The organism is Tunturibacter gelidoferens, assembly GCF_040358255.1.
GTDB lineage: Bacteria > Acidobacteriota > Terriglobia > Terriglobales > Acidobacteriaceae > Edaphobacter > Edaphobacter gelidiferens.
The window spans coordinates 5,204,320-5,217,517 of the sequence record NZ_CP132938.1; the positions used below are offsets into that span (position 1 = coordinate 5,204,320).

10 protein-coding genes and 1 tRNA gene are annotated in these 13,198 nt (G+C 59.4%); 9 read left to right on the plus strand and 2 right to left on the minus strand.

Annotated features, from left to right (window positions below; genetic code table 11):
* The first annotated feature begins 14 nt into the window (after positions 1-14).
* On the plus strand, positions 15-1,004 hold the full coding sequence (locus RBB81_RS22295) for a GNAT family N-acetyltransferase (protein ID WP_353072204.1): 990 nt from the start codon (positions 15-17) through the stop codon (positions 1,002-1,004).
* A gap of 130 nt (positions 1,005-1,134) precedes the next feature.
* On the opposite strand, the gene RBB81_RS22300 is transcribed toward RBB81_RS22295, so the two are convergent.
* The gene (locus RBB81_RS22300; protein WP_179585282.1) at positions 1,135-1,404 is read right to left on the minus strand and encodes a DUF2277 domain-containing protein; all 270 of its coding nucleotides are present in this window, start codon (positions 1,402-1,404) and stop codon (positions 1,135-1,137) included.
* A gap of 39 nt (positions 1,405-1,443) precedes the next feature.
* A complete protein-coding gene (gene guaB, locus RBB81_RS22305; RefSeq protein WP_179585283.1) occupies positions 1,444-2,970 on the minus strand; it encodes an IMP dehydrogenase in 1,527 nt (508 codons plus the stop codon).
* Positions 2,971-3,335: 365 nt separating this feature from the next.
* Here guaB and rimP point away from each other — a divergent pair, with 365 nt between their 5' ends.
* From rimP to RBB81_RS22345, 8 genes are all read left to right on the plus strand, one after another.
* Positions 3,336-3,917, plus strand: coding sequence for a ribosome maturation factor RimP (gene rimP / locus RBB81_RS22310; RefSeq protein WP_179585286.1), 582 nt, complete (start codon positions 3,336-3,338; stop codon positions 3,915-3,917).
* A gap of 89 nt (positions 3,918-4,006) precedes the next feature.
* Positions 4,007-5,602 (plus strand): transcription termination factor NusA, encoded by a 1,596-nt coding sequence (nusA, locus tag RBB81_RS22315; RefSeq protein ID WP_353072205.1) that lies wholly within the window; start codon positions 4,007-4,009, stop codon positions 5,600-5,602.
* A 136-nt stretch (positions 5,603-5,738) separates the two neighbouring features.
* Positions 5,739-8,912, plus strand: a complete 3,174-nt coding sequence (gene infB / locus RBB81_RS22320; RefSeq protein ID WP_353072206.1) for a translation initiation factor IF-2 — start codon at positions 5,739-5,741, stop codon at positions 8,910-8,912.
* Positions 8,913-9,263: 351 nt separating this feature from the next.
* Positions 9,264-10,442, plus strand: coding sequence for a M24 family metallopeptidase (locus RBB81_RS22325; RefSeq protein WP_353072207.1), 1,179 nt, complete (start codon positions 9,264-9,266; stop codon positions 10,440-10,442).
* 1,543 nt (positions 10,443-11,985) lie between these two features.
* Positions 11,986-12,393, plus strand: a complete 408-nt coding sequence (locus tag RBB81_RS22330) for a DUF6677 family protein (protein WP_183792728.1) — start codon at positions 11,986-11,988, stop codon at positions 12,391-12,393.
* Positions 12,390-12,566: a hypothetical protein gene (locus RBB81_RS22335; RefSeq protein WP_179585298.1), complete on the plus strand. Its 177-nt coding sequence runs from the start codon at positions 12,390-12,392 to the stop codon at positions 12,564-12,566. Before RBB81_RS22330 ends, RBB81_RS22335 begins: the two co-directional genes overlap by 4 nt.
* A 157-nt stretch (positions 12,567-12,723) precedes the next feature.
* Positions 12,724-12,807 (plus strand) — tRNA-Leu (locus tag RBB81_RS22340).
* Positions 12,808-12,843: 36 nt separating this feature from the next.
* Positions 12,844-13,161, plus strand: coding sequence for a DUF3467 domain-containing protein (locus tag RBB81_RS22345; protein ID WP_179585300.1), 318 nt, complete (start codon positions 12,844-12,846; stop codon positions 13,159-13,161).
* The last annotated feature ends 37 nt before the right edge of the window (positions 13,162-13,198 follow it).

Below are 13,198 nucleotides of genomic sequence, written 5' to 3' on the forward strand. Positions count from 1 at the left end.
GACCTCCCACAGGTATGGCCGTCGCGACCCAACTCGAGATACTGGACCTTCGCCACTTTTCGGCGCGCCAGCTCCGTCCCCTGCTCGAAACCGAGTCGCGCGTCTGGGAGCACCGCCTTCGCTGGAACTACCAAAGCTCCACCGAACTCCTCCTTCAGTACCTCGACTCCCGCATCCTGCCCGGCTTTGTTGCGCTGGACCGGGGACGAATCTGCGGCTTCACCTTCTGCGTCTACGAAGGCCAGAAAGCAGTAGTCGGTGATGCCTTCGCCATCGCCAACGACACGGCGCAGATGCTTCAGACCACACAGACCCTGCTCCACCAGCTGCTGCAGCTACTGCAAAACTCTCCCGGCATTCAACGGATCGAGTCCCAGCTCCTGCTCTACGACGCCGGCTCTATCAACGAGGCCTTCCTGGCTGCCGGCTTCACTATGTATCCCCGCCTCTTCATGGAGTGCGACCTCAGCGCCTCGGCAGACGCCCCCCAAGACTCCCCCGAACTGAATCTTCCCGCGAATGTAGAGCTGCTGCGTTGGTCCACCGATCACTATCAGGCCGCCGCCGAGCTGATCCACGAGTGCTACCTGGGCCACATCGACGCCCGCATCAACGACCAGTACTGCTCCCTCCACGGCTCACTTCGCTTTCTGCATAACATCGTCCGCTTCCCCGGCTGCGGCGTCTTTGAGCCCAACGCCTCCTGGGTGCTTCGCGACCGCCACACCAGCGCCATCGTCGGAATGTTGTTATGTTCGCGCGTAGCCAGCGACGTGGCCCACATCACCCAGCTCTGCATCGCACCCACCTGGCGAGGCCAAGGCTTTGGACGAGCCCTCCTCGACCATTGCACCCACCATCTAACCCACGCCGGCTTCGCAGCCATCACTCTGACAGTCACCGAAGCCAACCAGCAGGCCGTCAAGCTTTATGAGAACCACAGCTTCTTCACACGCCATCGTTTCGACGCCATGGTTCTCGACAAGACGAATCAGACATCCTGAAGCGCACAGAGTTCTTATTCCCGACCAGCGGGAGGACAAGCGATGGCTATCCCACCGAAACAAGGTACACACGTCACGAAGTGACCGCCCCACGCGCAGTGGGCCCGTCCGGCAGGACACCTCACCAAGATCAAACAGCAAACCGTTCCGCCGCGCGAGCCTTCTTCTTGGCGGCCTCTTCGTCTCGATCCTTAGGCGGCGCATTGGTTTCGAGTGAGGCCAAAAGGCGGCCAGAGATCAGCGATATCTCATCCACCGCAGACTCAAACGCAACTTCATTCGCCTTCGATGGCTTGGTGAAACCACTGATCTTCCTGACAAACTGAAGCGACGCATCTCGAATCTCTGCGTCCGTGACGGGAGGATCGAAGTTAAACAGTGTTTTGATATTCCTGCACATTGCTTCACCTCAACGCATAGGAGAACTAACGACCGAATCCTACTCCACGTGATAGTTAGGAGCCTCACGCGTGATGATCACGTCATGAACGTGACTCTCCCGCAGCCCGGCGTTCGAAATCCGAATAAACCGAGCATTCGCCTGCAACTCTGCGATCGTTCCGCATCCTAAATACCCCATCCCCGAACGCAGACCGCCAACCAGCTGATACACCATGCCCTCAAGCGGTCCACGATGCGGCACCCGCCCTTCAATTCCCTCCGGCACAAACTTCGCCAGCCGGTTCGAGCCGCCGTTCTCCCGCGCCGTCAACGAAGGCCTCTCCGTGCTCGCAGCATCTTCCATATCGCTCTTGCCCTGGAAGTAGCGCTCCCCCGATCCCTGCGCCATAGCCGACAGCGAACCCATCCCGCGATAGGCCTTGAATGAGCGCCCCTGATAAAGAATCGTCTCCCCCGGACTCTCATCGACCCCAGCAAACAGCGACCCCATCATCACCACGCTCGCCCCGGCAGCAATCGCCTTGGTCACATCGCCCGAGTATTTAATCCCGCCATCCGCAATAATCGGAATTCCCCGCTCCTGCCCCGCACGATAAGCCTCTGAGATCGCCGTAATCTGCGGCATCCCAGCACCAGTCACCATGCGCGTCGTGCAGATCGACCCCGGCCCGATCCCCACCTTCACCGCATCGGCCCCCGCATCCATAAGCGCAATCGCGCCCTCATACGTAGCAATATTCCCCGCCATCAAATCAATCTGCGGAAACCGTTTCTTCACCTCGCGCACAGCCTCCAGCACCCGCGACGAGTGCCCATGCGCCGAATCGATCGCCAGCGCATCCACCCGCGCTGCAACCAGCGCCTCAGCCCGCTCCAGAAAATCTCCCGTAGCTCCAATCGCTCCCGCCACCCGCAGCCGCCCCTGCGAATCCTTCGAAGCATTCGGATACTTCAACTTCTTCTGAATATCCTTGACTGTAATCAAACCCTTTAGCTCGTAGTCATCATTCACAACAAGCAGCTTCTCCACGCGATGCTGATGCAGAATCTGTTCTGCCTGTTCCAGCGTCGTACCGACCGGAACCGTGATCAGATTGGTCTTCGTCATCACCGAATCGATCGTCAGATCCGTCCGCGAGACAAACCGCAGGTCGCGATTCGTCAAAATTCCCACCAGCTTCTTATTCTTCGTCACCGGCACTCCGGAGATCTTGTACCGCCGCATCACCTCCAGCGCATCGGCGATCGTCTGCTCCGGTGTAATCGTCACCGGGTCCACAATCATCCCGCTCTCCGACCGCTTTACCTTATCGATCTCTCCCGCCTGCTGTTCGATCGTCAGATTGCGATGCACCACGCCCAGCCCACCCTGCTGCGCCATCGCAATCGCTAGCCGCGCCTCCGTCACCGTATCCATCGCAGCCGACATCAGCGGCGTGCTCAGAGTGATATTTCGTGTCAGCTGCGTCTGCGTGCTCACCTGGGTCGGAACAACATCGCTGTAAGCAGGCACAAGAAGAACATCATCAAACGTAAGGGCTTCGGGTACGGGGGAGCTAATCATAATTTTTATAAGATCCAGTTGTGATGGTTTAAAAGCGACAGGCCGTGCGGCAGCAAGGCTGTATTTCGCGGGATTTCATCGATTGTAGAGTCGTATCCGACCCATAGCAAATTGGATGGCACAATTTCACGAAAGTTTCGCGGCCCCTCGGAACTCCTCCCCCTTCCTTCGAACCGGCGAGCCCCATTGAATTACGGCAAAAGGAGATGTATCATTTGAGTTGCAGACGATTTTGTTCCGTCGTAAGAATAAGAGCCGTGACCGCACCGGTGATTTGACGGAAGAGATGAGTGGGCTAAAGCCCACTTTTTATTTGCTCTAAAAACGTTTGTGCACACGGGACCATTGCACCGGAAATAACGCTTATGGCAGTCCAGCTAGACCAAATTCGAGCAACCGCGGAGCGTGTCGCCGCCTCCCACAACCTGGAACTCGTCGATCTTGAGTTTCAGGGCGGAGTCAAATTCCGCACCTTGCGCGTCTTTGTAGAAAAGAATGCAGCCGAACGAGCCAAACTTGCCGAACTCGCCGCAAATGAGGCCGTTGCAGATCTTCCAAAAGGAGTGCCGGTAGAAAGGCTCTCCGGCGTCACCCACGAGGATTGCGCTGTATTTGCACAGGATTTTGGCACCGTGCTCGACGTAGAAGACCTTATCCCGGGCGCAGAGTACACCCTCGAGGTCTCCTCACCGGGCCTCGAACGGAAGCTGTTTCGGCCCGAAGACTTCACCCGGTTTCAAGGTAGTCTGGTCAAGCTCCAGACCTTCACGCCGGTGAACAAGAACAGGCAGTGGCAAGGCCGTCTCACTAAATTTGCAGACGGTGTACTGACGATCGACCTCTCTGCCGTCAAACAGAAGGGCAAGGCAAAGAAGGCTGTGACAGAATCCACCGTCGACATCGCCTTGGCGAACGTCGAAAAGGCCAATTTAGTCGCAGAGATTTAGAAACTGTTCGCACAAAGGACAGATTCAAATCAGCACAACAAGCACGAAACAAACCCGAGAGATCGGGCAAGAGCAAGGAAGAGTGACCAATGGTAAGTGTTCTGTATCAATCGATTGAGACGTTGAGCCGCGACAAGGGAATCGAGCCGGCAGTTGTCGTAGGTGCCGTGGAAGACGCGATTGCGCTGGCCACGCGCAAGTATTACAAGACCCAGGAGAACATGCGCGCCGAGATGGACCGCGAAACCGGCGAGATTCGCGCCTATGTCTTCAAGACCGTCGTCGAGACCCCCGAACAGGTCGAGGATGACATCAACCAGATGACACTCGAGCAGGCCCGCGAACTGGCCCCAGAGGTCGAGGTCGGCGGCGAACTGCGCTTCTACAAGGACACCACTCCACTCGGCCGCATCGCTGCCCAGATGGCCAAGCAGGTCATCTTCCAGAAGGTTCGCGAAGCCGAGCGCGACACCGTCTTCAACGAGTACAACCACCGCGCCGGCGAGGTCCTCAATGCCACCGTCAAGCGCCTCGAGCCGATGGACGTCATCTTCGACCTCGGCAAAGCCGAAGCCCGCATGCCCAAGCGCGAGCAATCACGTCTCGAGCAGTTCGCCGTCGGAGAACGCGTCCGCGTCGTCCTCCTTCGCGTCGACCGCGCCGCCAAGGGTCCCCAGGTCATCGTCTCTCGCGCCGCTCCAGCTCTCGTCCAAAACCTCTTCCAGTCCGAGGTTCCCGAGATCTACGACGGCACCGTCACCATCCGCGCCATCGCACGCGAAGCCGGCGAGCGTACCAAGATTGCCGTCATGAGCCGCGACAAAGACGTCGACCCCGTCGGCGCCTGCGTCGGCATGAAGGGCATGCGCGTCCAGTCCATCATCCGCGAGCTGCGCGGCGAAAAGATCGACATCATCGAGTTCTCCGAAGAGATCACCACCTTCGCCGAGAAGGCCCTGCAGCCCGCCAAGGTCAGCCGGGTCTCCATCACCGACCTCGCCGACAAGCAGATCGAAGTCATCGTCGACGACACCCAGCTCTCGCTCGCCATCGGCAAGAAGGGCCAGAACGTCCGCCTCGCCGCCAAGCTCCTCCAATGGAAGATCGACATCAAGAGCGAAGAGGAGAAGCGTCAGGAGGTCGAGAGCCAGATGCAGGCCATGAGCGGCGGTCCGACCACGCCGATCGAGCAGGTCTCCGAGCTCGGCGAAGCCATCTTGGAGAAGCTCATCGCCGCCGGCATCACCACCGTCGAAGCCCTCGCCGACATGACCCCCGAACAGCTTGAAGAGGTTCCCGGCATCGGCGAAAAGACCGTCGAAAAGATCTCCGTCGCCGTTCGTCACTACTTCGGCCAGTACGAAGAAGGCGAAGATCGTCCCGCCCCGGCCCTCTCCGCTGCATCTGAAACGGAAGCAACAGAATCAGAGGAGGGCTCTATGGAAAAGACACCCGAGGCAATTCTCGCCGAAGAAGCGGGCGTCGGCACCGCACAAGAGGTCAACAACCTCTCGTCCGAAGACATCGCTAACGCAGAAGAGGCGGAATCCGCCACCGATGCCTTCTCGGACAACGATGCACGCGAAGAACAGATTGAGTTGGATAACGACACCGTAGACACCTTGGTTGACGAAGCCCAGGAGAACTCGGATGAAGGTATCGACGATGGAAACGATCGTGGTTAGCCATTTCAACCACGCGCCACAGCATTCCCTGGATCAAGAACTCTCGAAATCCAGTGAGAGCACTTACAATAGAGATTCCTGCAACGATGAGGCTGCTATGAACAGCTAACCGCGCAGGGCAAGCGAAAAGGGACGGATGAGCAAAGTTCGAATTAACGATCTGGCACGAGAACTGGAAGTAAAGAGCAGGCCCATTCTGGACGCGCTCGAAGCCATTGGCGTGTCTGGAAAGACCCACTCCAGCTCGATTGAAGCCGATCAGGCCGAAAGAGTTCGGGATTACTTCAAAAACGGCGGAAGAAGCAGCGCGAGCCGCCAGCAACAGGCCGAGAACAAGCCGAAGTTTGACCTCTCAAAGGTCTCCAAACCAGGCGACGCCCTAAAGGCAATCCTCGAGCGCAAACAGGCCGAAGCGACCGCCAAAGCCGCGCCACCACCGCGCCCAACCGCCGTCGTCGCGCCGCCGCCTCCGGCATCTGCCACCGTCGCAGCTGCACCGCCGCGCGTCATCGCAGCGCCTCCCACCCCGGCCCCGGCCTCCTCAGCAGCGCCAGCCCAGGCTGCACCGGTAGTGCCTCGCCGAATCGTGCCTCTGCCGCGGCAGGGCGCGAATATCGTCGCGCCTGCGCCTGGCCCCGCCATCGCGAGCAAGCCGCCGGTCGGTCCCGTCATCGCACGTCCTCCAGCAGTCCCCCCACCGGCCACTGACCGCCCGGTCGTTGCGACCACTACCGTCGTTGCTCCTCCGCCGGTCGCAAAGCCGGTACCACCAACCCCGGCCGAAGAAGTGACCCCGGCACCAAAGGCCGCGGTCCTGCCGTCTCCGGCAGTTGAAACGCCATCAGCTGTTCCGGTCGTAGAAGCGTCAGCTGGCACCGCAGAGGCAGAGTCAGAAGCAGCACCCGCAGCGCCGGCCACGCCCCCCGGACCGCCGGCTCGTCGCGTCATCATGCCGCAGACCGGCCCGCGCCCCATCTATACCGCACCTCCAGTGGCTCCCGGCACACCTCAGCGCGGCCGCCCCATATTCGAGCGCCCCCGTCCGCAGTCGCCCGGTACACCCGGCTCCCGGCCGATGTCCTCGTCAGCCCCAGGCGCACGCCGTCCGATGCACCCCACACGCACCTTCCCCGGAGGCCCATCCGGCCCCGGTGGTGCACCCGGCCGTCCCGGTTTCACTCCCGGCGCTCGTCCCGGCTTCCCTGCCCGCCCTGGCTTCGGTGCCCGCCCAGGCGGCGCTCCAGGCGGAGCACCCGGTGTAATGCCCGGCCCTGGCGAAAAGCCAGGGATGCGCCCCGCAGCACGCCCAGCCTCACGCCGTGGCGGACAGCGTTACGAGAAGACCAAGGAAGGCCCGATGAAGGGCTTCCAGCCGCCACCACGCTTCGGCGGCGCCCAAATCTCCCGTGAGCCGGTGCCGATCACCCGCACCATCACCGTCACTGAAGGCATCAGCGTCAAGGACCTCGCCGAGAAGCTCGACGTCCGCGGCAAGGATCTCATCGCGACCCTCCTCATGAAGGGCGTCTTCGTCACCGTCAACCAGTCCCTCGAAGGCGAGCTGGTCAAGGACGTTGCCCGCCAGTTCGGCGCCGACGCCACCATCATCTCGGTCGAAGAGCAGCTCGAAAACGAGGCCATCGAAGGCTTCCTCGAAGACACCACCGGCATGGTCGAAGTCGTTCGCTCGCCCGTGGTCACTGTCATGGGCCACGTCGATCACGGTAAAACCTCGCTCCTCGACGCGATCCGCTCCACCGACGTCGCAGGCGGCGAAGCCGGAGGCATCACCCAGCACATCGGCGCCTACAAGGTCAAAATCACCAAACCCGACTCCCCCGCCTTCGGTCGCGAGATCGTATTCCTCGACACCCCCGGCCACGAGGCCTTCACCCGCATGCGTGCCCGCGGAGCCAAGGTCACCGACATCGTCGTTATCGTCGTTGCAGCCGACGACGGTGTCATGCCCCAGACCCTCGAAGCCATCGACCACGCCCGCGCAGCCAATGTGCCGATCATCGTCGCGGTCAACAAGATCGACAAGCCCGAGGCCAACCCCTCGAAGGTCATCCAGCAGCTCACCGCGCGCGGCCTTCAACCCTCCAACATGGGTGGCGACACCGAGTTCGTCGAAGTCTCCGCGAAGAAGCATCTCAACCTCGACAAGCTCGAGGAGATGATCTGCCTCGTCGCCGACGTCAACGAACAGAAGGCCCAACCCGACCGACCCGCCGTCGGAACCGTCATCGAAGCCAAGCTCGACCGTGGCCGCGGCGCCGTTGCCAGCATCCTCGTGCAGAACGGAACCCTCCGTACCGGAGACAGCTACATCGTCGGCAACACCTTCGGCAAGATCCGCGCCATGTTCGACGACCGCGGCCGTCCCATCACCGAAGCCGGCCCCTCCACCCCGGTCGAGATCCTCGGCCTCGAAGGCATGCCCGACGCAGGCGACACCTTCCTCGTCATGGCAGACCGCGACAAGGCCAAGGGCATCGCTCAGTACCGCAAGATGAAGGAGCGCGAGGCTCAACTCGCCAAGAGCTCCCGCGTCTCGCTCGAAGGCCTCGCCGAGCAGATCAAGCAGGCTGGCATGAAGGATCTCAACCTGATCCTCAAGGGCGACGTACAAGGCTCCGTCGAGGTCCTCGCCGACTCGCTCCAGCGCATGTCCACCGAGAAGGTTCGCGTTCGCGTCCTCCACTCCGGCGTCGGCGCCATCACCGAGTCCGACGTCCTCCTCGCCTCCGCCTCCAACGCCGTCGTCATCGGCTTCAACGTCCGTCCCGACCGCAAGGCCGCCGAAGTTGCCGAGCGCGAAAACGTCGAGATTCGTCTGCACTCCATCATCTACGAGCTGCAGGACGAGATCACCAAAGCGATGTACGGCCTCCTCGAACCAGTCTTCAAGGAGAACTACGCCGGCCGCGCCGAGGTCCTCAACGTCTTCAAGATCACCAAGGTCGGCCAGATCGCCGGCTGCCGCGTCACCGATGGCCTCATCAAACGCGACCAGCAGGTACGTCTGCTCCGCGAAGGCGCCGAGGTATGGAAGGGCAAGATCGCCTCGCTCAAGCGCTTCAAGGACGACGTCTCCGAGGTTCGTCAGGGCGTCGAGTGCGGTATCGATCTCGCAGGACACAAGGACATCCGTGTCGGCGACGTCATCGAGTCCTTCACCACCGAAACCCTCGCCGCCGAACTTGGCCAGAACTCTGCCGCAGCCAGAAAAGCAGAGAAAGCCGAAAAAGAACGCGAGGCCGCCGCAGCCGCTGCTGCAGCCAACGCCGAGAACCCCGTCAACGCATAAATCGATCACTTCACAACACAAAGGGCCGGGAGAAATCCCGGCTCTTTGCTGTTTGCGCGATGGGAAAAACGGGCTGGGTTCGGATATTTTTTTCTGCGGTGGTGAATTGGCGTTTTATAAGGGGTTTTTGCGGAATTCGTGGTGCAGAACGTGGTGTTTTGCTGGTGTAGATGTGGTGGATTGCGTGGTAAAGGTGGTGTTCTGACACCGTCTTTTTGCGAGACAAAAAATACGCCACGGATTCCAACTTTATTTTTTGCGCCTCTGATCTTTGCGTGGACTCCCATCTTTACGCGATTGTCCGGGGATCCCCCTCCCCTGCTGAGGGCTCGACGGATTAGGATTGACCACATGAACCTTGACGCAATTCAGTCGGCTCTGCGCGACGCCAACCTTGACGGATGGCTCTTCTACGATCATCATCACCGCGACCCCCTCGCCTACAGCATCCTCGGCCTCGATCCGAACGCCCACGTCACCCGCCGCTGGTACTACTACATTCCCTCGCGCGGGGGCGTACCGCAGAAACTGGTGCATCGAATCGAGTCCGGCAGGCTCGACTCACTGCCCGGTGAGAAGACCGAATACTCCTCGTGGCAGGAGCTTGAGCAAAGGTTGGAAGGAATACTGATTGGTTCGGAGAAGATCGCCATGCAGTATTCGCCGCGTAACACCATCATGTATGTCTCGATGGTCGATGCGGGAACCGTAGAGTTTCTGCGTGACGAAGTAGGAATGGAGATCGTCAGCTCTGCCGATCTCGTCAGCCACTTCGAGGCCGTCCTAACCGACGATCAGCTCGCCACTCACTACGTTGCACAGAAGCACATCGACGAGATTCTCGCAGCAGCATGGAATGAGATCGGTACACGCTCACGCTTCGGCGGCACGGACGAACACGCGATGGTTCAGTATCTGCAAGAGTCTATGGAGCGAGCGGGCCTCGACTGGGAGCATGGTCCCAACGTCAGCGCTGGTCCTAACTCTGCGGATTCGCACTACGAACCTACCGCCGCCAGCTCACGCCCCATTCGCAAGGGCGACTTCGTGCTCATCGACATCTGGGCCAAGCTCAAAGACAACCCAAGTGCTGTCTGGTACGACATCACCTGGACCGGTGTCGTCGGCCGCGAACCCACCGAGCGCGAACACCTCATCTTTAACACGGTCCGCGACGCGCGCGACGCCTCCGTTAAAGTCGTTCAAGAGGCCTTCGCCGCCAACCAACCTATCGCGGGCTGGCAGGCCGATGATGCTTCGCGCAACGTCATCCGGGCCGCTGGCTTCGCCGAGTGGTTCACGCACCGCACCGGCCACAACATCGGCACCGTCCTGCATGGCAACGGCGCACACCTCGACAATCTGGAGACCCACGACGAGCGCCTCATCCTGCCCAACACCTGCTTCTCGGTCGAACCTGGCCTCTACTTTACCGGCGAGTTCGGCATCCGCAGCGAGGTCGACATGATCGCCCGCAAAGGCAAAGCCGAGGTCACCGGCCGCATCCAGACCGAGTTGGTTCGCGCCTGATCTCGGCCTCACCTGGATAGTTTCCGATGACCCGTTTTTAGGGAACAAGGTTGAAGAGGCTAAAGATCACTTCCGAGAAGCTGACTTATCAGGACTGATTCTGTAGCTGGCCCCTCTGTCTTTTCTTCGTCACTGTCCGAGGTGCCGACTTAGCGAACAAAGCAGAGCCAGATCCCTTTTCGGACGTGGGCACGGCACGAAACCGAGAGGGTGTATAAATCGGCATGGTGACCGTTTGGAATGGATGGAAATTGTGCAAGTGGGGGCTGACGAGCCTGCTGGTTATATACCTCGTCCTGCTTGCGGCTGTACAGATAAGCCAGCGGATTACGCGGAGACGGGCTGAGCATTTGCTCTCAGACCTCCGAGAGCTGCAGTTGGAAAGGAGTTCCTGGAGCGATGCACAAGCATTGATACAGCGTTGGGGTAGGTGGGGTCACTACGAAGGTACCTGCGACGCGGATCATTGTGATTATGAGATTCAATTCGACTCAGTAGGAATGGTGACCGGGCCAACCGTAACTTCGGAGCGGTTTTTTAACCTCTTCAGTCGATCTGTAGAAATGGCAACCACGATGCTAAGGGCTCACCTGCCCTATGTCGAAGGAGGGTTCCGCCTTCAGAATAATTTGGTTAGCGGGACTTGGTTTTCGCTCGGAACAAATGTACCCGGCGGAGGTCAGCTCTTTAGCCGTGTGATAGGTACACGCAACCTTGAGAGATACGATCTCTGGCCAGAGAAAGATCCGCATCCTGAATACCGCACAATCTTACGGACGGGAACGATTGGCTACTTCTTCACGGAATTTACCGCGGCAACGAAGCAGGAAGATGTCGAATGGCTTACTGCGGTCAACTTTTCGTGCATAACACGTTGGGTTCCATGTAGAGAGATGGGTGATTTGCTGCCATCCGCCTGGGCAAAACACACAACAGAGAATAGGCATGTTTCTGCAATCAGGGAGCGAATCGCTTATTGCGCATACCCGCTTGAAGACCTGGTAGAAGCTTCGGAGCGTGTCGCCCATGTGCAGGTTGAGAAACCCAACTCCCAAAAGCGTCAGTGGTCCCCGTACCATGCGCGGTTAGTTGAAAGCCTGAAGGGATCGGGTTCGTGGCACTCCGGCGACGTCCGTAAAATATGGTCGGGATTGGATCCAGTCGCACCAACGGAGATATTGCTTTTCACAGAGGATTCAGACCCGGTTTACCCGCATAATTGCGGCGTTATTCCTGCGACCCCTGAAAATCTGCGGACCGTCAGAGCAGCTGTCGAGGGCGATCATTAAGTTTCCCGCTCTGTGCCTTCGTCTCTCAATGCATCGAGAGACCGACAAAGATCACATGCCCATCGTGAGCAGCCTATCTCTAACCGAGAATTCATAAACTAACGATAAACGCCCTTGTATCTATCAAGCAGACTGGAGTTCCGGCAAAGTCGTTTTTCGGCAGTTCGCGTCCACGGTAGCCAAAACCGATCTTCTCGGTGTTGGCTGCAGCTTTCATCCAGCGTTGCAAGCATCCTGTTATCATCGAAACAGCAATGGCTACTAACGTTTCGGCACAAGCGCGCGCGCAATCAACTTCATTTCCGACGATGGTCCTGATCGTGGGCTGGCTTATTCCCGGCGCAGGTCATCTTCTGCAGCGCAAATGGATTCGCGGCGGCCTGCTCATGGTCTCTATCGTCGCGATGTTCACCATCGGTCTCGCGCTCAAAGGGAAGATCTACTCGCCCAACACCGGCGATCTGCTGGACATTCTCAACTTCGCCGGCGACCTTGGCAACGGCCTGCTCTACGTTCTCGCGCGCCTCTTCGATCTCGGCCAGGTGACGGTGCAGGTAGCTACCGCAGACTACGGCACCAAGTTCATGGTCGTGGCCGGGCTGCTCAACATCATCTCCGCCGTCGACGCGCACTCGCTGGCTACCGGGAGGAAGCGCTCGTGACCATCTCGCACTTCGGAGCAGTCCTACTCTTCTCCCTCTTCACTTCGATCGTCTTTGGTATTACGCAGCGCTCCGAACCCCGCACGATGATCCGCTTCGGCGCCTTCTGCTTCGTTCTCTTCGTGGGCGGCACGATCGCAGCCAGCTGGATCATGTGGCTCATCAAGCACTGAGCGGAGACTGATCAAGCACTGGCCTGCGGGCACTGACCTCCGGGGACTGATCGCATCTCTTCCTGCGCTGAACGTTGCATTCAACACCCCTTTGCCATAGGCTGGATGTGGCACTCAAGTTCTTCGCGCACCATCACGGTGTCGCCCAATGAAGAATGCGGGAGTGGCGAAATGGCAGACGCACTTGGTTTAGGTCCAAGCGGAGAAATCCGTGGGGGTTCGAGTCCCTTCTCCCGCACCAATATCTGAAAGCAACCCAACCCCCGAAAGAGATTCGATGAGCCAGCAGAACCCCAATCAGCCCCAGGACAAGCAGCCCCAGCTCAAGCTCACCAGCACCGCGGACTATCGTGACGGCTACGCCAACAGCGTTCAGGTCCGCATGAGCGTCTGGGACTTCTTCCTCGTCTTCGGCACCATGAGCCAGGACAACCCGGAGGAGTTGAACGTGAAGAACTTTCAGGGCATCTATCTCAGCCCGCAGCAGGCAAAGGCTCTCTGGAACGTGCTCGGCCACAATCTGGCACAGTACGAGCAGACCTTCGGCTCCATCACACTCGAGCAACTCCCCCAAACCGAAGGCCCCATCAACTAAAGCGTGCGACCCCGAGGCAGCACTGAAGAAGACGGAC

What these genes read in the sequence shown, in the direction of transcription:
- nusA (WP_353072205.1), top strand. Translation starts at nt 4,007, where the DNA reads ATGGTAAGTGTTCTGTATCAATCGATTGAGACGTTGAGCCGCGACAAG.
- infB (WP_353072206.1), top strand. Translation starts at nt 5,739, where the DNA reads ATGAGCAAAGTTCGAATTAACGATCTGGCACGAGAACTGGAAGTAAAG.
- rimP (WP_179585286.1), top strand. Translation starts at nt 3,336, where the DNA reads ATGGCAGTCCAGCTAGACCAAATTCGAGCAACCGCGGAGCGTGTCGCC.
- RBB81_RS22330 (WP_183792728.1), top strand. Translation starts at nt 11,986, where the DNA reads ATGGCTACTAACGTTTCGGCACAAGCGCGCGCGCAATCAACTTCATTT.
- RBB81_RS22300 (WP_179585282.1), bottom strand. Translation starts at nt 1,404, where the DNA reads ATGTGCAGGAATATCAAAACACTGTTTAACTTCGATCCTCCCGTCACG.
- guaB (WP_179585283.1), bottom strand. Translation starts at nt 2,970, where the DNA reads ATGATTAGCTCCCCCGTACCCGAAGCCCTTACGTTTGATGATGTTCTT.
- RBB81_RS22325 (WP_353072207.1), top strand. Translation starts at nt 9,264, where the DNA reads ATGAACCTTGACGCAATTCAGTCGGCTCTGCGCGACGCCAACCTTGAC.
- RBB81_RS22295 (WP_353072204.1), top strand. Translation starts at nt 15, where the DNA reads ATGGCCGTCGCGACCCAACTCGAGATACTGGACCTTCGCCACTTTTCG.
- RBB81_RS22345 (WP_179585300.1), top strand. Translation starts at nt 12,844, where the DNA reads ATGAGCCAGCAGAACCCCAATCAGCCCCAGGACAAGCAGCCCCAGCTC.